The sequence below is a fragment of the Streptomyces sp. NPDC090445 genome (assembly GCF_044769385.1).
GTDB lineage: Bacteria > Actinomycetota > Actinomycetes > Streptomycetales > Streptomycetaceae > Streptomyces.
The window spans coordinates 316,462-338,466 of sequence record NZ_JBIVXV010000006.1; the positions used below are offsets into that span (position 1 = coordinate 316,462).

At 74.1% G+C, this 22,005-nt stretch carries 22 protein-coding genes; 7 read left to right on the forward strand and 15 right to left on the reverse strand.

The window, feature by feature from the left end; genetic code table 11:
* Nucleotides 1-2: 2 nt before the first annotated feature.
* From ACIQUT_RS16540 to ACIQUT_RS16590, 11 genes are all read right to left on the reverse strand, one after another.
* The gene (locus ACIQUT_RS16540; protein ID WP_403563612.1) at nucleotides 3-398 is read right to left on the reverse strand and encodes a hydrogenase maturation nickel metallochaperone HypA; all 396 of its coding nucleotides are present in this window, start codon (nucleotides 396-398) and stop codon (nucleotides 3-5) included.
* Nucleotides 399-556: 158 nt separating this feature from the next.
* Complete coding sequence (locus ACIQUT_RS16545; RefSeq protein WP_403563613.1) at nucleotides 557-670, reverse strand: DUF6893 family small protein; 114 nt, start codon at nucleotides 668-670, stop codon at nucleotides 557-559.
* A 10-nt stretch (nucleotides 671-680) separates the two neighbouring features.
* The gene (locus ACIQUT_RS16550; protein ID WP_403563614.1) at nucleotides 681-1,211 is read right to left on the reverse strand and encodes a hydrogenase maturation protease; all 531 of its coding nucleotides are present in this window, start codon (nucleotides 1,209-1,211) and stop codon (nucleotides 681-683) included.
* A complete protein-coding gene (locus ACIQUT_RS16555) occupies nucleotides 1,208-2,635 on the reverse strand; it encodes a hypothetical protein (RefSeq protein ID WP_403563615.1) in 1,428 nt (475 codons plus the stop codon). Before ACIQUT_RS16555 ends, ACIQUT_RS16550 begins: the two co-directional genes overlap by 4 nt.
* Nucleotides 2,632-3,345 carry a DUF6084 family protein gene (locus tag ACIQUT_RS16560; protein ID WP_403563616.1) on the reverse strand — a complete coding sequence of 238 codons (714 nt, stop codon included), beginning with the start codon at nucleotides 3,343-3,345 and terminating at the stop codon, nucleotides 2,632-2,634. Before ACIQUT_RS16560 ends, ACIQUT_RS16555 begins: the two co-directional genes overlap by 4 nt.
* Nucleotides 3,342-4,028, reverse strand: a complete 687-nt coding sequence (locus ACIQUT_RS16565) for a DUF5947 family protein (protein ID WP_403563678.1) — start codon at nucleotides 4,026-4,028, stop codon at nucleotides 3,342-3,344. The genes ACIQUT_RS16560 and ACIQUT_RS16565 overlap by 4 nt, the downstream gene beginning before the upstream one ends.
* A gap of 92 nt (nucleotides 4,029-4,120) precedes the next feature.
* Complete coding sequence (locus ACIQUT_RS16570) at nucleotides 4,121-4,645, reverse strand: hypothetical protein (RefSeq protein ID WP_403563617.1); 525 nt, start codon at nucleotides 4,643-4,645, stop codon at nucleotides 4,121-4,123.
* Complete coding sequence (locus ACIQUT_RS16575; RefSeq protein WP_403563618.1) at nucleotides 4,642-6,426, reverse strand: nickel-dependent hydrogenase large subunit; 1,785 nt, start codon at nucleotides 6,424-6,426, stop codon at nucleotides 4,642-4,644. The genes ACIQUT_RS16570 and ACIQUT_RS16575 overlap by 4 nt, the downstream gene beginning before the upstream one ends.
* A gap of 128 nt (nucleotides 6,427-6,554) precedes the next feature.
* Entirely contained in the window at nucleotides 6,555-7,610 is a 1,056-nt protein-coding gene (locus ACIQUT_RS16580) for a hydrogenase expression protein HypE (RefSeq protein WP_403563619.1), read from the reverse strand.
* A gap of 94 nt (nucleotides 7,611-7,704) precedes the next feature.
* The gene (locus tag ACIQUT_RS16585) at nucleotides 7,705-9,480 is read right to left on the reverse strand and encodes an enoyl-CoA hydratase-related protein (protein WP_403563620.1); all 1,776 of its coding nucleotides are present in this window, start codon (nucleotides 9,478-9,480) and stop codon (nucleotides 7,705-7,707) included.
* Between the two features lie 181 nt (nucleotides 9,481-9,661).
* Nucleotides 9,662-10,141, reverse strand: coding sequence for a hypothetical protein (locus tag ACIQUT_RS16590; protein ID WP_403563621.1), 480 nt, complete (start codon nucleotides 10,139-10,141; stop codon nucleotides 9,662-9,664).
* Between the two features lie 408 nt (nucleotides 10,142-10,549).
* Here ACIQUT_RS16590 and ACIQUT_RS16595 point away from each other — a divergent pair, with 408 nt between their 5' ends.
* Nucleotides 10,550-10,921: an alpha/beta fold hydrolase gene (locus ACIQUT_RS16595; RefSeq protein WP_403563622.1), complete on the forward strand. Its 372-nt coding sequence runs from the start codon at nucleotides 10,550-10,552 to the stop codon at nucleotides 10,919-10,921.
* Nucleotides 10,918-11,562: an alpha/beta fold hydrolase gene (locus tag ACIQUT_RS16600; protein WP_403563623.1), complete on the forward strand. Its 645-nt coding sequence runs from the start codon at nucleotides 10,918-10,920 to the stop codon at nucleotides 11,560-11,562. The genes ACIQUT_RS16595 and ACIQUT_RS16600 overlap by 4 nt, the downstream gene beginning before the upstream one ends.
* 78 nt (nucleotides 11,563-11,640) lie before the next feature.
* Here ACIQUT_RS16600 and ACIQUT_RS16605 read toward each other — a convergent pair whose 3' ends face one another.
* Together ACIQUT_RS16605 and ACIQUT_RS16610 are read right to left on the reverse strand one after the other, a co-directional pair.
* Complete coding sequence (locus tag ACIQUT_RS16605) at nucleotides 11,641-13,290, reverse strand: hypothetical protein (RefSeq protein WP_403563624.1); 1,650 nt, start codon at nucleotides 13,288-13,290, stop codon at nucleotides 11,641-11,643.
* 51 nt (nucleotides 13,291-13,341) lie between these two features.
* Nucleotides 13,342-15,546, reverse strand: coding sequence for a hypothetical protein (locus ACIQUT_RS16610; RefSeq protein ID WP_403563625.1), 2,205 nt, complete (start codon nucleotides 15,544-15,546; stop codon nucleotides 13,342-13,344).
* A 232-nt stretch (nucleotides 15,547-15,778) separates the two neighbouring features.
* Here ACIQUT_RS16610 and ACIQUT_RS16615 point away from each other — a divergent pair, with 232 nt between their 5' ends.
* Nucleotides 15,779-16,132: a hypothetical protein gene (locus ACIQUT_RS16615; RefSeq protein WP_403563626.1), complete on the forward strand. Its 354-nt coding sequence runs from the start codon at nucleotides 15,779-15,781 to the stop codon at nucleotides 16,130-16,132.
* A 115-nt stretch (nucleotides 16,133-16,247) separates the two neighbouring features.
* Nucleotides 16,248-17,381, forward strand: a complete 1,134-nt coding sequence (locus ACIQUT_RS16620) for a site-2 protease family protein (RefSeq protein WP_403563627.1) — start codon at nucleotides 16,248-16,250, stop codon at nucleotides 17,379-17,381.
* Between the two features lie 98 nt (nucleotides 17,382-17,479).
* Here ACIQUT_RS16620 and ACIQUT_RS16625 read toward each other — a convergent pair whose 3' ends face one another.
* Nucleotides 17,480-18,220: a PP2C family protein-serine/threonine phosphatase gene (locus tag ACIQUT_RS16625; protein WP_403563628.1), complete on the reverse strand. Its 741-nt coding sequence runs from the start codon at nucleotides 18,218-18,220 to the stop codon at nucleotides 17,480-17,482.
* 72 nt (nucleotides 18,221-18,292) lie between these two features.
* A complete protein-coding gene (locus tag ACIQUT_RS16630) occupies nucleotides 18,293-19,141 on the reverse strand; it encodes a LysR family substrate-binding domain-containing protein (RefSeq protein ID WP_403563629.1) in 849 nt (282 codons plus the stop codon).
* Between the two features lie 58 nt (nucleotides 19,142-19,199).
* Here ACIQUT_RS16630 and ACIQUT_RS16635 point away from each other — a divergent pair, with 58 nt between their 5' ends.
* The 3 genes from ACIQUT_RS16635 to ACIQUT_RS16645 all read left to right on the forward strand — a co-directional run bounded on the left by ACIQUT_RS16635 (nucleotide 19,200) and on the right by ACIQUT_RS16645 (nucleotide 21,866).
* The gene (locus ACIQUT_RS16635; protein ID WP_403563630.1) at nucleotides 19,200-19,610 is read left to right on the forward strand and encodes a DUF5997 family protein; all 411 of its coding nucleotides are present in this window, start codon (nucleotides 19,200-19,202) and stop codon (nucleotides 19,608-19,610) included.
* Nucleotides 19,611-19,767: 157 nt separating this feature from the next.
* Nucleotides 19,768-20,460, forward strand: a complete 693-nt coding sequence (locus tag ACIQUT_RS16640) for a beta-glucanase (RefSeq protein WP_403563631.1) — start codon at nucleotides 19,768-19,770, stop codon at nucleotides 20,458-20,460.
* Between the two features lie 701 nt (nucleotides 20,461-21,161).
* On the forward strand, nucleotides 21,162-21,866 hold the full coding sequence (locus ACIQUT_RS16645; protein ID WP_403563632.1) for an HAD family acid phosphatase: 705 nt from the start codon (nucleotides 21,162-21,164) through the stop codon (nucleotides 21,864-21,866).
* Nucleotides 21,867-22,005: the final 139 nt, after the last annotated feature.

Below are 22,005 nucleotides of genomic sequence, written 5' to 3' on the forward strand. Positions count from 1 at the left end.
GTTCAGCGCTCCTCGGCGATCGGTACACGGGGCACGGTGGGGGCGGGTCCGTCCTCCCAGCGCACGGTCAGGATCTGCAGCTCGCGCCCGGCCAGGAGTTCGACGTCGGTGGCCCGGTCGCAGCGGGGGCAGGCCAGCCGGGGCGGCATGCCGGTCGCCCAGTCGGCGGTGCAGGAGCGGCAGCGGGCGCGGCCGGGCACCGGCTCGGTGTCGAGCGCGGAGCCTTCGAGGAGGGTTCCGGCGCAGGCGAGTTCGAAGCAGAAGGCGAGGGCCTCGGCCACCACGCCGGCCAGCTCACCGACCTGGAGGCGGACCGAGGTGACGGCGCTCGCGCCGGCGGCTTCGGCCGCTTCCTCCACCTGGCCCACCACGGCCATGGCGATCGACATCTCGTGCATGGGACTCCGTCCTGCCGGGCCTCATTAGACCCGCGGGCGGGGTGCGGTACGGCCGGGCGCGCCAACGCGCCGGGCCGGCCGTACGCCATTCGGCCGCGAACGGGCCGCGGGACCGGGCCTTGAAGCGGTCCCGCGGCCGTTCCGCGGTCGTCCCGCGGTCACATGCGGCGGATGCGCAGGTAGCGCTGGAGGTCGGGCAGGAGCGCCTTCAGCACCAGCAGGGCGATGACGGCGGCGGCCCAGCCGCCGATCACGGTCTTGTTCGAGCTCATGGGCTACTCCTCAGTTGGCGGCGACACCCGGTTCGGTCTGCGGCGTCTCCTCGTCCCGGTGGTGTACGAGGTCCAGCACCATGCGCACGGCCTCGTCGACGGCGGCGGCCACCGGGGGGCTCAGTCCGATCCCCTCGTCCAGGCAGGCGGGTTCGCAGCCGACGACCCAGGTGCGCCGGGGCGGGGCGGCCCCGGTTCCGGCGCACAGGGTGTCGAGCAGGGCGAGCACGGCGTCGGGGGACATCTGGTGGCCGTCGAGGACGGGGGCCTGCGGGGCGACGGGCCCGTCCCCGCCGGCCTCGATCAGGTACAGCGTGCCGGGGGCTCCGCCGCGGGCGGTGGCGTCGACCAGGACGAGGGTGTCGTAGCCGTCGAGGAGCCGGTAGGCGAGGTGGACGCCGCGGATGCCGATGTCTGCGGTCTCCACCCCGTCGGGGAGGCGGGTCCCGGGTGCGGACAGCCGTCGGACGGTCTCGACGCCGAAGCCGTCGTCGCCGAGGAAGGCGTTGCCGATGCCGGCGACCAGGATCCGGCGGCTCACGCGTCCTCCAGGGGGGTGACTTCGTCGGGCTGGAAGTACAGGAAGCGGCCCTGTGCGCGGCGGATGTCGGCGCCGGGGTCGCCGTCGACGGTGACGGCGAGGTGGACTCCGCCGTCGACGTCGCGGAGCACGGCCTCGACGAGGGCGGTGCGGCCCCGGAGGAACAGGTCCTGGGCGTCGGTGCGCCGCAGCCCCGGCCGGAGCAGTACGCGGCTGCCCGTGCCGACGGCCGTCCCGTCGACGGTGATCCGGTCGCGGGCCGGGTCGGCGGGGTCCGCGTGGGCCGGGTCCCACCAGGGGGTGTCGGGCCGGAACACGGCATCCCCGTCGAGCGGTGCGGGCCCGGCCGGCGGGGCGGCGGCGCCCGGCTCGGTGATCTCGCGCAGGGACCGGACGGCGCCGTGGAGCCGTTCCCACACCTCGGGGGGCAGGGTGTCGGCCAGGTCGATCACGGCGGCCGCACGGGTGTCGGTGCCGCGTGCCTCGCGTTTCTCCATGTCGGTCAGGGCCGCCGTGCGCAGGGCGAGGATCTCGTCGATCTCGGTGGCGTCGTACATGGCCCCGGCGCTCTCGGGGGCGATCCGCGGGTGGTCCTCCAGGATGATCGGGGAGGACAGGACCACGTCGGCGCGGCCGCCCTCGCCGGCGAGCACCGGCCAGGTGTGCCGGTTGTCGCAGCCGGCGACCGAGGCCCGGGCCCATTCGGGCGGGTCGGTCATCGACAGGAAGGAGCCGGCGCTCAGGCCGAGCAGGAGGTGCGCGGCGACGAGCGAGCGCGCCAGGGCGGCGTCGCGGTCGGATCCCTCGTCGGGCGGGGTCCAGTCGGCGGTGTTCTCGACGACCGCCGTGAGTTTCAGCGCCCGGTACGGGACGTCCAGTTGCCGGGCGTGCAGGCGCAGGACGCCGTCGATCCGCTCGGTGCGCCGGACCAGGCGGCCGACCTGCCGTCCGTCGGCGTCGAGGACGGGTTCGGTCTCCTCGCGGGCGGGCCGGGTGAACGGCAGCGACACCTCGCCGGCCTCCAGGTCGGCGACGCGGACGCTCATCCCGACCCGCTCCTCGCATCCCTCGTCCCAGGGGACGAGGACCCGGTCGGGCAGGTGCAGTCCGGGCACGGCGGCGAAGGCGCCGTCGGCGCGGGCCTCTTCGACGGTGCGGCGCCGGGCGTGCAGGAAGCGCAGTTCGACGGCGACGGAGGCGTCTGCGCGGGGTTCCGCCACCAGCTCGGTGCGCTGGGCGGAGTGTTCGCCGTGCCGGGGGCCCCAGGCGGGCGGCACCAGGACGCCGAACTGCCAGCGCATCCGGTTCTTCGCGGCGGAGGCGCGGTACGGGTAGAGCACGTAGCCCTCGAACAGGACGGCGTCGGCGACCTGGCGGGCGAGGGCGAAGCGGGACTCCGGCACCGCGGCGGTGGTCGTGGTCATGGCGCGGTCCTCCCGGCGGCGCGCGGCAGGAAGGCGCCGGACCGGGCGGGGTCCCGGGGCGGCGGCCCGTCGGCGGGCCCGTCGGCGGGCGCCGCGTCGAGCAGGGACCGCACGGTCTCCTCCCAGGAGGCGAGCGCGCGGCGGGAGCGGTAGGCGAGTAGGTCCGCCATGGTGGCGCGGGGCAGCCGCAGCCAGCCGCAGCCGGGGAAGTGCTGCTCCATCATCTCCTGCCACACGGTGACGGGCAGCCGGCAGGAGGCCTCGCGGTCCCAGGGCACGGGCTCGACGTGGAAGCCGCCGGCGCCGGTGAACGCCGTACCGGAGAACAGCATCAGCAGGGGCGCCTCGCCGTCCTCCAGGGCGGCGAGGTAGCGGCCGGCGGAGATGTCCGTGTCGTAGCTGCAGGGCACGGCGACGTCGGTCTCGGTCTCGCCGGTGAAGCCGGGGACCATGACCGCGACCTGGGCGAGCTGGACGGGGTGCAGGGTGCTGCCCCAGCGGGAGCGGTCGCCGAACAGGTCGTGGAGGGCGGCGGCCTCGGCGGGCCCGTAGTCGCGCCGGGCCGGTTCGATGCGCAGCTGGCAGCGCAGGGCGAGGGCGTGGACGCGGGTGCCGCCGGAGGCGGTGATGCGCAGCCGGAAGACGAGGGTGGGGCCGGCCGCGTACGGGTCGGCGCGGACGCCGGTGCAGGTGAAGGCGAAGTCGGTCACGGAAGCCTCTCCTGCCCGTCCGTCCCGGGTGCGGGCAGTGCGGTGGCGCGCCGCTCGACCTCGGCGAAGAAGGCGGTGAGGGCGGCGCGGGCCTCCGCGCCGCCGTCGAAGCCCTGCCACAGCAGCCGCATGCGGCCCACCAGTTCGTAACAGATGTCGATGGGGACGAGGTGGCAGTCGGTGCGGTCCCGGGTGCGGCGCAGGAGCAGCGCCTCGACGTCGGGCTCCAGCATCCCGGCGAGCCGGCCGGTGCCGAGGACGGACTGCCAGGTCTGCGGGTCGAGTTCGCTCTCGGTGGCCCCGGCGGGGCTGGGGTAGAGCGCGACGAGCCGGTCGAGGGCGGCGTTGCGGAAGAAGAAGGCGACGCCGACCGGGATCCGCAGCCGTTCCCAGGCGCTGTCGTCGAGCCGGTGGGCGGGGTCGGTGAGGTAGCGGTCGGGGACGGTGCGGTACCGCCCGGCGCCGGCCCCGGTGCGGTCGAAGAGCAGGGCGCAGGGCGTGCAGGCGCAGACCAGGGCCCGTTTCTCGGTCTCCACCAGGTGCCGGTGGCCCTGCCCGGCCACCGGCACCCCGCACAGTTCGCAGGCCTCGGGGCGCGGCGGGCGCGGCCCGGTGAAGCGCCGCAGGCCGGGCACGGCGGTCCGGTCGGAGCCGGGCACGGCAGTCCGGTCGCGGCCGGGCACGGACGCGGAGACGGGCACCCGTACGGGCACGGACGGCGACGGAGACGAGGAGGGGGACGGGGACGCGGCAGCGGTCTGGGCGCGGGCCGGGCTCACGGCACGCGCACCGGGGTCGGCGGCCGGGTGCCGATCTGCAGCAGGGCGGGCGCGGGGGCGGCGGGGACCAGTTCGACGGCGGTCACCTCGGGGGCGAGGCAGGCGACGGCGTCCTCGACGCTCCGCCTGGCGGCCTCCGCGTTGCCGGCGCAGCCGCAGCCGGTGGCCGGGGCGGCGGACCGCAGCCTGAGCGTGCCGGTGGCCTCGTCGAATCCGATCAGCTCGACGGGGTCGGGCAGGGACTCCAGGGCGCGGGCGATCCGGGTGTCCACGTCGTCGGGGTGCAGGTCGTGCAGGGCGAGGAGGCCGGCCACCAGGTCGTCGCCGAGCATGCGGGCGACCGGTCCCGTGCCGAGCCGCTCCACGATCCGGGCGAGCCCGGCGCCGTAGAAGTCCATGAGCACGCGGACGAGTTCCTCGGCGGCCGCGCAGGCCTGCCGGTCGCCGGAGGCGGCCAGCCGGTCGAGGACCTCCTCGACGCGGCGGCCGGCCTGCCGGGCGTCGATGACGGCCGCGCTCATCCGCCCAGTCCGCTCAGGCCGGTGGGCACGTGCATCGACTTCACGGTCTTCCCGCCGCCGACGTACATGTGGACGCCGCAGGGCAGGCAGGGGTCGAAGCTGCGCACGGCGCGCATGATGTCGATGCCCTTGAAGTTCTCCGGGGTGTTCTCCTCGAAGATCGGGGTGTTCTGGACGGCGTCCTCGTACGGGCCGGGGGTGCCGTAGGAGTCGCGGACGCTGGCGTTCCACGGGGTCGGCGGGTACGGGTGGTAGTTGGCGATCTTCCCGTCGCGGATGACCATGTGGTGCGAGAGGACGCCGCGGACGGCCTCGGTGAAGCCGCAGCCGATGGACTCGTCCGGCACCTCGAACTTCTCCCAGGTCTGGGTGCGTCCGGCGCGGACCTCGGCGAGACCCTGCTCGGCGCAGTGCAGCGCGATGGCGGCCGCGTACGCCTGGAAGTACGTGCGGGCGCGGTTGCGCTCCAGCGCGTTGCTCCACTGCGGGATCTTCCACTCGAAGGTGGTCTCCGGCTTGGTCATGCTGCGCGGCAGGTTGATGACCACGCTGTGGCCGGTGGCCTTGACGTAGCCGACGTCGACGAGCCCGGACAGGGCGGTGGACCACAGGCGGGCGAGGGGGCCGCCGCCGGTGTCGAGGGCGAGGTGCTCGGTGCCGTCGAACCAGCGCGGGGACATGACCCAGCTGTACTTGTCGTCGAAGTTCCGCTTCTGCGGGGCGGGGATGGTGTGCTGGTTCCAGGGGTGGCGGGGGTCGACCGGGTTGCCGAGCGGGTCGTGGCGGACGAACTGCTCCTGGCCGGCCCAGTCGTCGTAGTACGAGCTGCCCAGCAGGATGCGGATGCCGAGGTTGATCTTCGTGAGGTCGTTGGTGACCAGCTTGCCGTCCACGATGATGCCCGGGGTGACGAACATCTTCCGTCCCCAGTCGGTCATGTTGGCGTACGTGAAGTCGCAGTGCTCCGGGTCGTTGAGGGCGCCCCAGCAGCCCAGCATGACGCGCCGGCGGCCTACTTCCTCGTAGCCGGGCAGGGCCTCGTAGAAGAAGTCGAAGAGGTCGTCGTGGAGGGGCACGACGCGCTTCATGAACTCGACGTACCGCATGAGGCGGCTCATGTAGTCGGTGAAGAGCTGGACGGAGGCGATGGTGCCGACGCCGCCCGGATAGAGCGTGGAGGGGTGCACGTGGCGGCCCTCCATCAGGCAGAACATCTCGCGGGTGTAGCGGCTGACCTGGAGGGCCTCGCGGTAGAACTCGCCCTCGATGGGGTTGAGCGAGCGCATGATGTCGGCGATGGTGCGGTAGCCGTGCTCGGCGGCGTGCGGGGCCTCGGTGCGCTCGGCGAGGTCGAGGACGCCGGGGTTGGTCTCGCGGACCATCTTCTCGCAGTAGTCGACCCCGACCAGGTTCTCCTGGAAGATGTTGTGGTCGAACATGTACTCGGCCGATTCGCCGAGGTTGATGATCCACTCGGCGAGGTGGGGCGGCTTGACCCCGTAGGCCATGTTCTGGGTGTAGACGGAGCAGGTGGCATGGTTGTCGCCGCAGATCCCGCAGATGCGGCTGGTGATGAAGTGCGCGTCGCGGGGGTCCTTGCCGCGCATGAAGACGCTGTAGCCGCGGAAGACGGACGAGGTGCTGTAGCACTCGGCCACGCGCTTCTGCTTGAAGTCGATCTTCGTGTGGATGCCGAGGCTGCCGACGATCCTGGTGATCGGATCCCAGGCCATCTCCACCAGGCCGCTGCCGTCGCCGGCCGCCTTCGTCTTCGGTGTCATCGTTTCTGCCGTGGCCCTTCTGGAAGCGGGTGCGGGAGCGGAATCGTGAGGGTGCGGGAGGCGGACGAGGCGGGGCGTACGGGGGCGCGGGCGCCGGCCCGGGGACGGGCCGGCGCGGCCCGGCCGGGTCACCAGGGCGGGCGGTACCCGGTGGTGATCTTCCGGCCCGTGCGGCGCCACTTCGGCTCCTCGTCCACCGTGTGCAGCGTGACCGCACGCAGCCTGCGGATCAGGGCGCCGTACGCGCCGCTGGCCTTGGTCGAGACCGTGGCGCCCGGCGGCTGGTCCATGAACGGCATGAACTTGTCGGGGAAGCCGGGCATGGTGCAGGCGATGCAGATGCCGCCGACGTTCGGGCAGCCGCCGATGCCGTTCATCCAGCCGCGCTTGGGGACGTTGCACTTGACGACCGGGCCCCAGCAGCCGACCTTGACGAGGCACTGGGGCGAGTCGTACGACTCGGCGAACTGGCCCTGCTCGTAGTAGCCGGCCCGGTCGCAGCCCTCGTGGACGGTGTGCTCGAACAGCCAGGTCGGGCGCAGCTTGTCGTCCAGCGGGATCATCGGGGCGGAGCCGGCCGCCTGGTAGAGCAGGTAGGTCAGGGTCTCCGAGAAGTTGTCCGGCTGGATCGGGCAGCCGGGTACGCAGACGATCGGGATACCGGCCTTGGAGGTCCAGTTCCAGCCCAGGTAGTCGGGGACCCCCATGGCGCCCGTGGGGTTGCCCTCCATGGCGTGGATGCCGCCGTACGTGGCGCAGGTGCCGATCGCCACCACCGCGAGGGCCTTCGGCGCCAGCCGGTCGATCCACTCGCTGGTGGTGATGGGCTGGCCGGTCTCCGGGTCGTCGCCGAAGCCGCACCAGTAGCCCTCGGGCTTGATCTTCTCGTTGGGGACGGAGCCTTCGACGACGAGGACGAAGGGGTCGATCTCGCCGCGCTCCCCCTTGAAGAACCATTCGATGAACGTGTCGGCGCCGCCGACCGGACCGCATTCGAAGTCGATGAGCGGCCAGTGGACGGCGATCTTGGGCAGGCCGGGGAGGGTGCCCGTGACGATCTCCTCGATGCTCGGCTGCATCGCGGCCGTCAGGGACACCGAGTCGCCGTCGCAGCTCAGTCCGGCGTTGATCCAGAGGATGTGGATCGTGGGGTCCTCTACCGTGCTCTGCGTTCCAGCAGCCATGCGGATCGCTCCTTGGGCGGGGATGCGGGAAGGGGGTCCTGCCGAGACGGGGACGGCCGCGGGGGAAGGTCTGCGGCCGCCCCCACCCTTCTTGCTAGCAGCCGGCCGGGCCGCCTGCCCTGTCGGACTGGGCCGGTGCGGTGAATCCGGGGCGCTGCCCGGGGTCGGCGGCAGTGCGCCGCCCCCGGGCGGGCCGTGCCAGGTGCGGCGGGGTGCCGGCCGGGGTCTCCTTGCGGACGAAGGCCCTGCGCAGGGCGTGGTAGGGGGCCTGCGGGTCGAAGAAGGCCTCCCGCATCCGGGCCAGTTCGGTCGCGCGGTGGGAGGCGAGGGGGCGGAGCGTCTCGTCGACCTCGCGGCGGGCCTTCTTGCCGGCGATACGGGACCGGGTGCCGGGCCAGTCGGCCAGCCGGACCGCGAGGCGCGCGGTCTCGTCCGCGAAGGCCTGCGGGGTGCAGTCGATGGTCCGGTCGGCCAGTCCGAGGCGGCGGGCGGCCTCGCTGCCGACGGGCAGGGCCTCGCTCGTGAGGCGCTGGGCGACGCCGGTCCCGGTCCGGCGGGGCAGGGTGTACGTCCAGTACTCCGAGCCGTGGAGGCCCATCAGCCGGTAGTGCGGGTTGAGGACCGCCCCGGACCGGAGCCAGACCTCGTCGGCGGCGAGGGCGAGCATGGCCCCGCCGGCGGCGGCGTTGCCGCCGACGGCGGCCACGACGAGCCGGTCGGTGGTGGTCAGCACGGCCTCGACGAGGTCGTCCATGGCGTTGATGTTGGCCCAGGACTCCTCGGCCGGGTCGGCGGCGGCCTCGATGACGCCGAGGTGGATGCCGTTGGAGAAGAAGTCGCGGCCGCCGCCGAGGACGAGGACGGAGGTGGGGCGGGAGCAGGCCTCGCGGTAGGCGGCGAGCAGGCGCCGGCAGTGCTCGGTGCTCATCGCGCCGCCGGGGAAGGAGAACGACAGGAAGCCGGCTTCGCCGTCCTCGCGGTAGCGGATGTCCGACCAGGTGCGCGGGCCGGCCCCGGTGCCGGTGTCCGGCGGTGCGGGGATCTCGGGCAGGGCGGGCAGCCGGCCGGCGAGGGCGAGGGTGGCGGGCAGCTTGACGGGGGCAGGCTCGCCGGGGGTGCGCCGGGCCCGCAGTTCGGGGATCCACACCGCCCCGTCGGCCGTGGCCCGGCAGATCGCGCCGGCCCGGGTGGCGAGGAGTTCGCCGGGGCGGCCGCGCAGCCCGTCCTCCGGGTGGCCGCCGTGCAGGTACCACTGGCCGCCGAGCAGGTCGTCGAGGACGCCGGGCTGCGAGTCGGCGGCGCGCAGGGTGCGTACGACGCGGTCGGTGGAGTCGTGCGCCCAGTCGATCCGGCGCTCCTCCTGGCGCAGGTACGGCAGGGCGCGGCCGGACGTCTGGGGCTCGGGGACGTGGGTGCCGGAGGCGAAGCGGTCGACGGCCCGGAGGACGGCGGTGAGGGCGGCGTCGGAGACCTCGCCGCGGTAGGCGTCGCTCTTGGCGACGGGCGGGAGCACGCAGTCCGCGGTGGCCCAGACCGGGCCGGCGTCCATCTCCGCGTCGGCCTGGAGGACGGTGACGCCCCAGGTGTCCGCGCCCTCGGCGACGGCCCGGTCGAGCGAGGAGGGGCCGCGGTCCCCGACGGGGCCGGGGTGGACGACGAGGCACACGTGCCGGGACCAGACCTCGCGGGGGATGGCCGTCTTCAGCATGGGCGCGATGACGAGATCGGGCCGGTGCCGGTCGACGGCCTCGGCGAGGCGGCCGTCCGGCAGGACCAGCTCGACCGCCACGCTGTGCCCGCGGTCCCGCAGTTCGGCGTGGACCCGCTGGGTGAGGCTGTTGAAGGCACTGGCGGCGAGCAGGATGTGCACGTGTTTCTCCCAGGCGTCCGGCTCCGGCGGCGGCCGGAGCGTTTCCGGCCGCCTGCGATCGTCGGTGACGGGGGTGCCCCGGGCGGGGAGACGTACGGGCCGTGTCACCCGTACGGGGAGGCCCGCACCGCCGGCTGGTGGAGGGGCGGGCGGTGCCGGGGCACCGCCCGCCGCCGTCGGGTCAGCGCAGGTCGAAGCTGATGGACGACGCCTTGTCGTTCATGCCGTCACCGACGTACGCGTTGTAGCCGTGGTAGGTCTGGTGGGCGCCCCGGAAGTCCTTGTGCTCCCACAGGGTGAGGGGGCAGGTGATGCCCTGGGCCGAGCTCACCGTGTCGTTCCAGCCCCACTTGGAGAGCTCGTTGAACTCCGGGTAGCGCCAGTTGCAGCCGACGCTGCCGCGGAAGGTGAACTCGCTGCCGCCGGAGTTGGCGTCGCTCCATATCCTGCCGAGGTCCTTGTATTCCCGCTGCGCGCCGAGTTCGGCGGCCTGGGCCCGGGTCGCGAAGCAGCCGCCCTCGCCGGTGTCGACGACGTAGGCGCAGAACTTGGCCGCCTTGGGGGCCGGCGCCTGCTCGACCGCGGTGGCGGGGACGACGCCCGCGGCCGTGAGGGTGAGGGCGGCCGCGCCGAGCGCGAAGGCCGATCGGATCATGCGCATGAATGCTCCTCGGATCGGTACGGAAAGCGCCCGGTTCGCCGGTGCGGTGGGCGCGGGGACGACTCAACGGGTCGGCCCGAGGGCCCGTCGAGGGGGTGCAGGTGCCGTTGGCAAGTTCCGCCCGCCCGGCGGCTGCCGCGCAGCCCGCGCGCCGGTGGCCGGATCGGCGGGCGGGGCCCGGACGGGCGGGGGCGCGGCCTGCCGGGCAGGGGCGGAGGCGGCGGGCGAGCGGCCGCGGGGCGGCCCCGGGGTGACCGAATCGCCATGGATCCGGGTGTTCCGCCCGGCGGTCCGTCGATTGTCCCGATCTCGACCGAGGTGACGGGTGGTGCGCATCACCCCTGGGTTCAGGCGGGTTGGCCGGATTTCGTCCGTGCCGTCGGGTTACCCGGGCGTACTGCCGGCCGCATGAGTGACACGAGTGAAACGAGTGTCACAACTGGCGGGCTGTCGGCGGGCGGCAGCAACGGACGCTCCCGCCGCACCGTCCTGAGGGCCGCCGTCGCAGGGGCCGGCGCCGTCGCCGCGGTGGGCGCGGGGGCGACCGCCGCCGAGGCCGCCTCCCGGCCCGCCCGCCCGGTCACCTTCGTCCTGGTCCACGGCGCCGGCAGCAACTCCTACGGACTGGCCACGGTGGTGGCCGAGCTGGGGCTGCGCGGACACCGCGCGGTGGCGGTCGACCTCCCCGGGCACGGATCCGGCGCCTACTTCCCGCTCTCCTACCAGTCGCCGCAGGACCTGGAGCGGCTGCGCACGGAGCCTCCCCGCTGGGCAGGATGACGCTGAAGGACTACGCCGACCACGTGGAGGCGGTGGTACGGCGGGCCCGATGCAACGGCCCGGTGGTCCTGGTGGGCCAGAGCCTGGGCGGGGCGACCGTCAACGCGGTCGCCAACCGGATCCCCGAGCTGATCGACCACCTGGTCTGCGCCTCGGCGTTCTGCCCCGCGCAGCGGAAGACGGTGCTGGAGCTGATGACCACTCCGGAGGCGGCCACCAGCATGCTGTTCCGGATGACCAGCGTGCCCACCCCGCCCGAGCCGGGCCTCAACCGGGTCAACTGGCGCTCCAACGACCCGGCGTTCTTCGCCGCCTGCAAGGAGGCGCTGGGCCTCGACTACACCGACGCCGAGGTCCGGGCCCTGATGAACACCCTGGAACCGGACGAGGCGGCCTCGATCTCGGTCTCCGACGCGCGCGGCCTGCCGGAGAGCTGGGGGGCGCATCCCGCGCACCTTCCTGAAGTTCACCGCGGACCGGGCGATCCCGCCGGCGCTCCAGGACCTGATGATCCGGGAGGCCGACGAGCTGACCCCGGGCAACCGGTTCCGCGTACGCCCCCTCGCCGCCCGCACATCGGGCCCCGCGACCCGGCGGTGCTGGCGGGCGAGCTGGAGCTGGCGGCCCGGCTCTGCCGCTGAGTCCGGCACGGCGCCGGAGCACGCACCGCCCCCGTCGGCGCACGTGCGCCGGCGGGGGCCGGCCGGGAGGGGGACGGGTCAGCAGCCCGGGGCTCCCGTGCCGCCCCGCTGCGGCAGGCTCACGTTGGGCGCGGAGCTCGGCCAGGTCAGGGTGGCCGTCTTCGTCGTCCCGTCCGCGTTGATCCGCACGACGGGGATGGGCTTGCCGACGGGGTTCCCGTCGTTCCCGAACGACAGCCACCCGCTGGCTCCGGGCAGCATCTGCGCGCAGTAGAACTGGTGCAGGATGCCGGTCAGCAGGCCCGGGTTCTTCACGCCCGCCCCCTCGCGCCGGGCCGCGCTGACCGCGGCGGCCACGGCGTCGTGCGTGAGCATCGCCTGCCCGCTGGCCAGGCTCGCGGGATCGAACGACAGCGGCGGCCGGGCGCCCTGCGTGGTGGCCAGGGGCTGCTGCGTGCACGGGTCGGGACGGCCGGTGAACGCCGACCAGAACTGGTCGTAGTTGCGCTTGGCGTCCGTCCCGGGGCATTCGGACCCCCACTCCTCCGGGCTGGCCAGCGCCGTGAACGCCACGGTGACCCGGCCCGAGGCGATGCCCTTGAGGACCACGTCGTCGCGGATGGCCTCCGAGGCGTCGTCGCCGGCCAGGATGTGCAGCTGCCCGATGCCGCAGGGCGCCCCCTGCACCCAGGTCTGGACGAAGGCGCCCAGGTCGCGGCCGCGGCCGGCGAAGTACACGGCGGACGGGGCCGCCTGGCACAGGTTGGCGTGCATCAGCGTGAACTGCTGCACCAGGTAGTCGGAGCGGCCCGCGCCGCTGGGCATGTCGCGGGGCGAGGTGTACGGCAGCACGGTCAGGGTGCGGTCCGGGGCCTGGAAGCGGACCTTGGCCTCGGCCGCCAGGCTGGCCGTGTAGTCGTCGCCCTCGACGCCGTCGGCGATCACGGCCATGGAGGTGACCGCCGGCTTCAGCCCCGACACGTACTGGTTGGCGGCGATCACCGTGTCCGTGTTGGTCGGCGAGACGCGGAACATGTCGGGGATCAGCTTCTTGCCCGCCGGGTCCGCCGGGTCCAGGTTCATCGAGTTGCCGGTGACCGTGGAGCCGATGACCGGGATGTGCAGCCGGGACGAGATGGCCGCGGCGGCCTGCCTGGTCTGGTCGGTGGACTGGCCGAGGCCGACGACCGCCGAGATGCGCTCGGGCCCGGCGTGCTGCTCGACGCTGTCCACCGCCTGCTGCCAGGCCCCGTACCGGCTGCCCATGTTGGCGAGGTAGAGCTTGACGCCGGGCCTGCTGCCGTACGCGGCCGTGTTGTTCGCCCGCCAGACGGCGGTGATCGCGCCCTCGATGTTGTGGTACAGCGACTCGTAGGTCAGGGTGTCCACGTCGTGGACGGGCGACAGGTTAAGCATCAGCACGACGCTGGTGGACTCCCCCGTCACCGCGTCGTTGGCGGCGTTTATCTCCTTCTGGAGCGCGCGCATGCGGTCCGGGTCGTTCTTCGTGAACGGCTTGCCCTCGATGTTCACCCCGACACAGGCCCGGGGCTTGCCGGTGGTGGCGGTCATCCCCTTCCCGCACGACAGCTCGGGCGGGAAGAGGATGCCGTAGAGCCGTTCGCCGCCCACGACGGCGCCGGCCAGGACCAGGAGGATGACGATCACCGACACCACCGGATGGCGGCGCCACCGGAGGAACCGGGGAATGCGTACACCTGCGGGCATGAGGGACTCCTTGCGGTGCGCACGGCCACGCCCACGCGTGGCGCGGAAGGATCAGGCGAAGCGGGCGCCGGCCTGCTGGAGGGCGCTGACGTCGAGCAGACGGGAGTTGTGCGCCAGGCGTTCGAAGCCCTCTTCGATCTGGGCGTCCCATCGCCGGCTGCGCTCGGTGAGCGGGTCGTTGTACAGCCACAGCAGGGCCAGGAGCTTTGCGGTGGCCACCGAGACGACGTCCCGGCCGGTCTGTTCGATCCCGGCGAGGAGGAGTGCGTACGCCTCCTGCGCGGACTGCCGGTGGACGAGGCGGCAGGGCGCCGACGCGAGGTAGTCGAGGAGCCGCACCCAGGCGCGGTGGTCGCGGTCGAACCGCTGGGCGAGCGCTTCGGCGACCGGGGGGAAGTCGCCCAGGGCCAGCGCGTAGAAGAGCTGCTGCTCGTCGCGGGCGACGGCCGAGCCGTTGTGGGCGGAGGTCAGCGAGGCCAGGGCCTGGGCCTGCCGGGTGAACACGTCGCGCCACGGGTCGGCCGGGGCGTCCCCGCCCGGCCGGGGCGGGACGGCGTGGGCCGGCCGGTCGGCGGCGGGGGCCGGCACGGTCGCGGGCGCAGCGGCCAGGGCGGTGAGCGCGCAGCGGCCCAGCCAGGGGTGCAGGACGGGGGGCCGGTCGGCCTCGCCCCAGCCGACCTCCCGGATGAGGGAGGGGCGGTGGAAGAAGGTGCTGACCCACAGGTTGCGGCGCAGCAGCTCCAGGCTGCGCGGCAGGTCCGCTATCTCGGGCGGCACGCGGGGGTCGTCGGCGGTGCGCATGTCCGCGAGGTAGGCGGCGGCGAGGACGACGGGCGGCACGCCGGCCCACTGCCGGCCGGGCGCGGCGAGCCCCTCGGGGAGGCTGTTCTCCAGGGCCCGCGACCACAGGGGTCTTCCGCCCGCGTCTACAGCGGCCGGGAGGGGTCTGTCCCGTTCGGCGGCGTCCGCGTCGGGTGACGCGGAGGCGCGCTGGTCCTGCAGGGTGAGGGCGGCCCCCCAGTGGCCGCCGGTGAGGGCGTGGGCGACGGAGGCGGGGACGGGCGCGGCCAGGGAGCCCCCGCTGTCGGCGACGTCCGCGACGCGGTCCTCGGGCATCGGGTCGAGCCAGACCGGGTACCAGTAGTGGGCCGCCGAGAGCGGGTCCGGGCCGCCGCCCGGCTCGTCCTGCCGGGTCCACACCGTACGGGTGGCGCGGGACAGCAGGGGGATGCGGCGCTGCGGGCTCTCCGGCAGCGGGGTGGTGCGCCAGGGCTCGCACCAGCGGGTGGTCCACTCCGGCTGCCACTGGTCGCAGGCGGCGAGGACGACGAGGGGGTCCGCGGCGGCGCCGAACGGTCCCGGCGCGTGCTGCTCGTTGCGGATCCGGGCGGCGACGAGGGCGGTGAGGAAGCGGCGGCCGGCCGGGGTCTGGGCGCCGTCCACGAACAGCACCCAGGCGTGGTCGTGCCGGCCGCGGGCGGGCTCGGACGGCGGGATCTCGCAGGAGCAGGCCGAGCGCAGGGCCGGGTGCCGCTCCGCCTGGTCCTTGGCGTCGGCGAGGAAGGCCGCCAGCAGCGGTGCCACCGCCGCGGAGCGGGAGGCGGAGCTGAGCCGGACCAGGGCGTCGACATGGCCCGCGTCCTCCGCCTCGGGGATGCCGACGTGCCAGCGCAGCGCGTCGCGCAGGCCCCAGCGGGCGGTGCTCTGCAACAGCGACCCGATCACGGGCCGGGCCCCGTCCCGTACGGCGCCGGCCACCTCGCGGGGGCCCTGGACGAGCGGGCTGAGCGCACCGGTGACCACCACGTCCATCGTGGCGTCCACGGCGTCCTCCAGACGGGAGGCGAAGCGGCCGCGGCGGGTGTTGCGCGTGTACTGCCGGATCAGGTCGCGGATCTGGTCCGTGGCGCGGGCCCGGTCGGGTTCCAGTACCTCGTTGAGCGCGAGCAGCCCGAGGGCGAAGCGGTGGAACACCGGGCTGCGGCGCAACGTGTCCCAGCCGCGCATCATCTGGAACGCGACCAGGGCCGCCGCGGACACCGGGTCGAGCGGGGTCTCGTTGAAGTCGAGGTGGGCGTGGACCACCGTCGATCCGCAGCCCTGGGACAGGGAGCGCAGCACGCTGGACTTGCCGGACTGCCGGGGCCCGAGCAGGGCCACCACGGGCTGCCGCTGGTCCGGATGGCGCCAGATCATGTGCCGCAGGAACGCGTCCGTCCCCTCCGCATGGCTGAGCTCCGCCGTTGCGCTCATCATGCCCCGCCCCCCGACTGATCGATACGCGCACACCGACGACACGGAAGGTAACACCGGGAGGACGCGGAGCGACGGTGATACCGCAGATCCGTTGCGCTGCCGGGGCAGTCCTGTTGCGGATCTTCGGCCGATATCCTGCAAGCGCGCCGCCCGGGCAGGATCCGGTCGGCGGAAGAAAACGTGACACACGCGATGTTCCGGGCCGCCGTGCGCGGCCGGAGAGGGAGCCCCGATGGACGTGCAGCACTTCGAGCGGATCACCGCCTTCATCGAGGCGCGGCTCACCCCGCTGTTCGACGAGGCGACCGGCAGCGAGCGCGGCTTCGCGATGGACGACACCTCGCGCGCGCTGCGGGCGCTGCGCAACGCGGTGCTGGAGGCCTCGGCGGTCAAGGGGCTCCTGGAGAAGCGGGCCACGGCCGACGCGGCCCTGGGCCGGGTCATCGACCAGTCGGTGGAGCACCACTGGGACGTGCTGCGCGGCATCGCCCGGCAGTGGGAGGACCACGCCGACTTCCGGTCGGAGTTCAAGCGCCACGCGTGGGAGCTGGAGGCGGCGCCGGCCGCCGTCGCCGCGGAGGCCTGAGCCCCCGGGGAGGGCCGAGCCCCGGGGAGGCCCGGGCCCTCCGGGGAGGCGGCGCCCGCGCACCCCGGGGTGACAATGGGGGTGTGGTCCGGCCTCCGAGGGGCAGGAGACGACGATGAACGGCTCGGTCCCCATCGGGCGGGTGGTCGGAGTACCCCTGCGGATGCACTGGAGCGTTCCGCTGCTGGTGGTGCTGTTCGCGTACGGGCTCGGCCGCCAGACCCTGCCCGCCTGGACGCCGGGGCACTCCCACACCGTCTACACCGTCGCCGCGGCCATCGGCGCCCTGCTCCTCCTGGGCAGTCTGCTGCTGCACGAGACCGCGCACGCGGCGACCGCCCGCAGGAAGAACATCTCCGTGGAGGACGTGACCCTGTGGGCGCTGGGCGGCATGACCCGGATGGGGCGGCCGCAGAGCGCCGGGGTGGCGTTCGCGGTGGCCGTCAGCGGGCCGGTCGCCAGCCTCGCCGTCGGGGGCGTCGCCCTCGGCGCGGGCTTCGGGCTGCACACGCTGACCGGCTGGGCCGTGCCCGCGGCCGTCCTGGTGTGGCTGGGCTGGACGAACGTGTTCCTCGGGGTGTTCAACCTGCTGCCGGCCGCGCCCCTCGACGGCGGGCGGGTGCTGCAGGCGCTGCTGTGGTGGCGCACCGGCGACCGCGAGCGGGCGGAACGGGCGGCCTCGCGCAGCGGGCAGGTCTTCGGCGTGCTGCTGGCCGGCTTCGGCTGGGTCTCCTTCCTGCGCGGCTCCCCCGGCGGACTGTGGCTGGTCCTGGTGGGCCTGTTCATGGCGGTCGTCGCGGGCGCCGAGCGGCGCACCTCGGAGCTGCGCGCGGCCCTGGAGGGGGTGCGGGTGGCCGACGCCATGTCGGCGCCGGTGGTCACCGGGGCCGACTGGCTCGCCGTGCCGCGGTTCATCGACGAGGTGGCCCTGGACGCACGGCACTCGGTGCTGCCCCTCCTCGACTTCGACGGCCGGCCGAGCGGGATCGTGCACATGGCCCGGCTGGCCGCCGTCCCGGCCGCGCAGCGGGAGGAACTGCGGGTCCGCGACGTGGCGACCCCGCGGGAGCGGTGCACGGTGGCCGCTCCGGGCGATCTGCTGACGGCGGCGCTGGACGCGCTGCGGCCGAGTGCCGGGCTGCCGATCCTGGTACTGGACGGGGAACGGCTCGTCGGCATCGTGACCGCGGCGGACATCTCCCGCATGCTGCGCCGGCACTCGCTGGGCGGAGGCCGGGAACCGGGCTGAGCCGGGACGCAGATGTGCAGGCGGGGCTGCTCGCCGATGTGCAGGCGGGACTGCTCGCCGATGTGCAGGCGGGACTGGTTGCCGACACGCAGGCGGGGCTACTCGCCGATGCGCAGGAGGGCGAGGGTGATGTTGTCGGGGCCGCCCGCCTCGATTGCGGCCCGCCACAGCTCGTAGGCGGCCTTGCCGTCGTCGTGCACCCGCAGCAGCTCGCCGAGCTCCTCCTCCGGCACGGCGTCGGTCAGCCCGTCGGAGCACACGAGGTAGCGGTCCCCCGCCGCGACGGCCCGCGTCGCGACGTGCGGTGTGATGCCGGTGCTGTGGTGGGCGCCGCCGATGGCCTGCGTGAGCACGGACGTCGTACGCTGCCCGGGCGCCAGGGGCGGGTTGTCGTCCACGCTCACCTGGAACAGCTCCTCCTGCGTCGCGTCGAGGACGCGGCTGTCGCCGACGTTGAAGGAGATCAGCGACTCGCCGAGGACGACGGCCCCGGCGACCGTCGTGCCCATGGTGGCCAGCCCCGGATCGCTGTCCGCGGCCGCGTACACCGCCTGGTCGCACATGGCCAGCGCCTCCCGGACGGCGCCCTCGCTGGCCAGGGCGGGCCCGAGCGCCGCGAGTTGGCGTACGACCAGCGCGCTGGCGACCTCGCCGGCCGGCTGCCCGCCGATCCCGTCGGCGACCGCGACGACGAGGGGCTCGCCGAGGGGGAAGACGAACGTCTGCGGGTTGCGGGTGACGGTGGCGCACAGTGTCCACGGTCCGACGACGAGACTGTCCTCGTTGTGGTCCCGTATCAGCCCGGAATGGCTCAGCGCGCTCACGGCTATGTACGGCATCGCACCACCATTGTCACGCCGCGGACCCGCGGCCGCCCCGGCACGCGCACCGGCGGGGCAGGGGGGGGCCGGCTAGGGACGGCGACGGGGCTTGCCGCCCTTGGCGCCCTTGACTCCCTTGGCCGCCCCCTTGCCGGTGCCGGTGGCCTTCCCCGTTCCCTTGCCGCCCTTGGCGCCGCCCGCGCCGGCGGACCCGCCGCGCGGGTTCTTCCCGGCCGCCGGCCGGCCCGCCGCGGAACCGCGGCCGCCGCCCTTCGCCTCGGAGCGGCCCCGCTGCTTCGGCTGCGCCGCGGCCGGCTGGGGGCCGCGGGTGCTGTTGACCGTGCGGCCGCGGACGATCCCGATGAAGTGCTCGACCAGGTCGGTGGTCTCGTCCTCCGGCCACGAGAGCGCGACCCGCGACGCGGGGGCGTCGGTGACCGGCCGGTAGGTCAGGTCCTTGCGGTGGTGCAGGCGGGCCAGGGACTGGGGGACGACGAGGACGCCGATGCCGGCCGCGACCAGTTCGACGGCGTCGGCGGTCGTCGCCGGGCGTTCGAACGCGGGACGCCCGGGAAGGGCCTCCCAGCCGAGGGTGTCGTCGAGGGGGTGGAGGACGATCTCGTCGGCCAGGTCGGCGAGGGTGACCTCGTCGACGGCGGCCACGAGGTGGTCCTTGGGGACGATGACGACGGTGGTCTCGGTGTACAGGGGGATCGCGGACAGGGCCGTGCGGTCCATGGGCAGCCGCACCAGGCCCGCATCGGCACCACGGTCACGCAGGGTGCCCGGAGCCTCGCCGGCGGAGACCTGGAGGAGGGTCAGCGGAACGTCGGGCAGGCGCTCGTTCCAGATCCGTACCCACTTGCCGGGGGTCACTCCGGGGACGTACGCGAGCCGGAACGAGGGAGAGAGCGGGGGTCGTGCTTCCGAGCCTGTCACCCGGCCAGGTTACCGGGCGTGGTCAGGAGGAGCGCACACGGTCGATATTCTTGTCTTCATGACGTCGCACAAGACCACCCAGACCATGAAGCCCGCCACCGCGGCAAAGAAGCTGGGTGTGTACCTCGAAGCCACCCCCGCGGAGTTCCGGGAGGGTGTCGTTTCCCGCAGCGAGCTGAACGCGCTGCAGGCCGACCCGCCCCAGTGGCTGCAGGAGCTGCGACGCACCGGCCCGCACCCGCGTCCGGTGGTCGCGGCCCGGCTCGGCGTCTCCATCGCCGGCCTCGCCCGCGGCGGGGTCACCGAGGCCCTCACCACCGAGCAGATCGACGCGATCAAGCAGGAGAACCCGGAGTGGCTCCAGAAGGAGCGCGCCACGCAGGCCGACGTCCGCAAGGAGACGGCCCGCATCAGGGAACGGAACGCGGAGCGCGCGGCACGCCAGGAGCAGGAGCAGTCCGGGTCCTGACCCGTACGCCCACCCGCACCACGCACACCGCACACGCACCGCACCGCACCGGGTGCGCCGGAGCAGGCCCGGCGCACCGGTGCACATCCCCCGCTCAAAAGCCGTTCCGCTACCGGTCCCCGGCGTGGCGTCGCCACGCCCCGGGCAGGCCTTCCGTGTGATCTCGCAACTCCTCGCACGGTTCCGCCGCCCCGCTGCGGCCGCACCCGTGTTCACGGCAGATTTCAGCTCGACAACCCAGTGGGTCGCCGGAAGGTCCTGGGCCTATCCCAACGGCGGCCCCATCAACCCCGGCGACAACAAACTCGACTACCTCACCCCCGACCCCGCCTACAGCCGCAGCGGCACCTTCCGCGCCACCCGCCGCCCGGACGGCAAGTGGGACGCCGGCCTGCTCACCACCGAGGGCAGCAAGGAGGGCTTCCTGCTGCGCGCGGAGGACGTCCTGGAGGCGCGCGTCCGGCTCCCGGAGGAGATAGGCGCCTGGCCGGCGATCTGGACCTGGCGCGACGGCGGCCAGGAGGTCGACGTCTTCGAGTACCACCCCGACAACCCCGACCTGCTGGAACTGTCCAACCACGTGCTGCGCGGCGGCTCGCACTACTACCGCAACCCGGCCGTGGAGCCGGGAGGCTGGGTGGACCTCAAGGTGAGGTTCGGCGCCCGGTCGGTCGTCTGGTGGGTCAACGGCACCCGCGTGTACGCCGACCGCAGCGGCGTCGGCCGGCGCTGGCGGGCGTACATCATCGTGAACCTGTCGGTGTGCGCCGGCCGCTACCACCCCGCCCCCGAACCGGGGGTGACCGAGATGTCGTACGAGGTCTCGGACCTCCGCGTCTACCGCTCCTAGCCGACCCTGGCCGGCAGGCCCTGACCGAATCCGGACGGACCCGACGGGCCGCGTGCGCGCCCCTGCTGGGCATAGTCCCCGGGTACGGGGAGGGGGAGGGCGGGGCTCGGCGGGGCGCAGCCGAACGGAACGGGCGGGACGGGCGGGACGGGCGGGAGCCGGGGGCAGGGCTTCGCCCGACTGGGGTCGGAGGAGCGTCCGGGGGCGTCCCGGCCCCCGATCAGCCGCTCGTCCCCGCCCGCGCGCTCCCCGCTCCTCGCAGCCCCCGCCCCGCAGCACGCACACCACCGCCGCACCACCGCCGCAGCGCTGGCGCTCGCGTCCGCGGGGAGTCCGCGAAGGCGGTGGCGGCCCTCGTCGGCGGGTGGGCGTACACGCCGGGCTGCAGCACGTGGCCCCGATCCCCGCGCCCCGGTGGAGCGCGCCGACCCGGTCCGCCATCAGGCGACTGATCAAGCCAGCGGAGGTGGCGGCGGCGGCCGTCCGGCCGTGCGGGCCGCACACCGCACACATCACGGGCACCTCCCACCCCTCGGACGGCGGCGGAACGGCGACCAGACGGGTGACCTCCGGTTTCGGAACAGACGAGCGTTCACCTGTTGGGCGGAAGAAATTTCCTACCGACCAGTAGACATGGGGCGTGATCTTGCCGATTCTGGCCGCGTACATGCCAAATCCGCCAGCACGAGGAGCGCCCCCACATGCGCAGCACCCGTATCCCCACCCCCACCCGTATCCGTACGCTCGGCACCGCGACTGCCACCGCAGCGGCCACCGCCGTCCTGCTGCTGGCCCCCGCCGGCACCTCCCAGGCGGCCCCGGCCGCCGCCCCGGCCGCCGCCCCGGCGGCGGTCACGCCGGCCGCGGCGACGGCGTCCGCGCCCGGCGGCAACGCGGCCATCCTGGGCATCGACTACGGCACCTGGAAGCGTGACGTGGCCGCCGTCATGGCCACCGCCCGCCCCTACGTCGAGCAGCGCATCGCGCAGACGCCGGCCGGCGAGAAGACGGCGATCGTCCTCGACATCGACAACTCCTCGCTGGAGACGGACTTCCACTGGTTCTGGGAGTGCCCGACCCCGGCGATCTCCGAGGTCCGCGACCTGACCCGGTACGCCAACGAGCGCGGCGTCGCCATCTTCTTCGTCACCGCCCGCCCCGGGATCATCGGCTCCCTCACGGAGAACAACCTCCGGTCGGTCGGCTACCCGGTGTCCGGGCTGTACGTGCGGGACCTGCCCGACCTGTTCAACGAGGTCAGCACGTACAAGACGGCCAAGCGCGCCGAGATCGAGGCCCGCGGCTACAAGATCATCGCCAATATCGGCAACAAGCAGAGCGACCTCGTCGGCGGTCACGCCGAGCGCACCTTCAAGCTGCCGGACTACAACGGCAAGCTGTCCTGACACGCCGGAGGCCGACCCGGGCGTGCACGCGCCGGACGCACGCCCGGGCCGGCCGCACCCCGTCTCAGGGGTGCTTCGCGACGCGGACCGACGCGATGCGGCCGACGGAGTCGGAGTCGATCTCGGCGGCGTCGCCGCC

What these genes read in the sequence shown, in the direction of transcription:
- ACIQUT_RS16545 (WP_403563613.1), bottom strand. Translation starts at nt 670, where the DNA reads ATGAGCTCGAACAAGACCGTGATCGGCGGCTGGGCCGCCGCCGTCATC.
- ACIQUT_RS16625 (WP_403563628.1), bottom strand. Translation starts at nt 18,220, where the DNA reads ATGCCGTACATAGCCGTGAGCGCGCTGAGCCATTCCGGGCTGATACGG.
- ACIQUT_RS16615 (WP_403563626.1), top strand. Translation starts at nt 15,779, where the DNA reads ATGGACGTGCAGCACTTCGAGCGGATCACCGCCTTCATCGAGGCGCGG.
- ACIQUT_RS16610 (WP_403563625.1), bottom strand. Translation starts at nt 15,546, where the DNA reads ATGATGAGCGCAACGGCGGAGCTCAGCCATGCGGAGGGGACGGACGCG.
- ACIQUT_RS16575 (WP_403563618.1), bottom strand. Translation starts at nt 6,426, where the DNA reads ATGACACCGAAGACGAAGGCGGCCGGCGACGGCAGCGGCCTGGTGGAG.
- ACIQUT_RS16590 (WP_403563621.1), bottom strand. Translation starts at nt 10,141, where the DNA reads ATGCGCATGATCCGATCGGCCTTCGCGCTCGGCGCGGCCGCCCTCACC.
- ACIQUT_RS16600 (WP_403563623.1), top strand. Translation starts at nt 10,918, where the DNA reads ATGACGCTGAAGGACTACGCCGACCACGTGGAGGCGGTGGTACGGCGG.
- ACIQUT_RS16540 (WP_403563612.1), bottom strand. Translation starts at nt 398, where the DNA reads ATGCACGAGATGTCGATCGCCATGGCCGTGGTGGGCCAGGTGGAGGAA.
- ACIQUT_RS16645 (WP_403563632.1), top strand. Translation starts at nt 21,162, where the DNA reads ATGCGCAGCACCCGTATCCCCACCCCCACCCGTATCCGTACGCTCGGC.
- ACIQUT_RS16635 (WP_403563630.1), top strand. Translation starts at nt 19,200, where the DNA reads ATGACGTCGCACAAGACCACCCAGACCATGAAGCCCGCCACCGCGGCA.
- ACIQUT_RS16570 (WP_403563617.1), bottom strand. Translation starts at nt 4,645, where the DNA reads ATGAGCGCGGCCGTCATCGACGCCCGGCAGGCCGGCCGCCGCGTCGAG.
- ACIQUT_RS16620 (WP_403563627.1), top strand. Translation starts at nt 16,248, where the DNA reads ATGAACGGCTCGGTCCCCATCGGGCGGGTGGTCGGAGTACCCCTGCGG.
- ACIQUT_RS16555 (WP_403563615.1), bottom strand. Translation starts at nt 2,635, where the DNA reads ATGACCACGACCACCGCCGCGGTGCCGGAGTCCCGCTTCGCCCTCGCC.
- ACIQUT_RS16580 (WP_403563619.1), bottom strand. Translation starts at nt 7,610, where the DNA reads ATGGCTGCTGGAACGCAGAGCACGGTAGAGGACCCCACGATCCACATC.
- ACIQUT_RS16595 (WP_403563622.1), top strand. Translation starts at nt 10,550, where the DNA reads ATGAGTGACACGAGTGAAACGAGTGTCACAACTGGCGGGCTGTCGGCG.
- ACIQUT_RS16605 (WP_403563624.1), bottom strand. Translation starts at nt 13,290, where the DNA reads ATGCCCGCAGGTGTACGCATTCCCCGGTTCCTCCGGTGGCGCCGCCAT.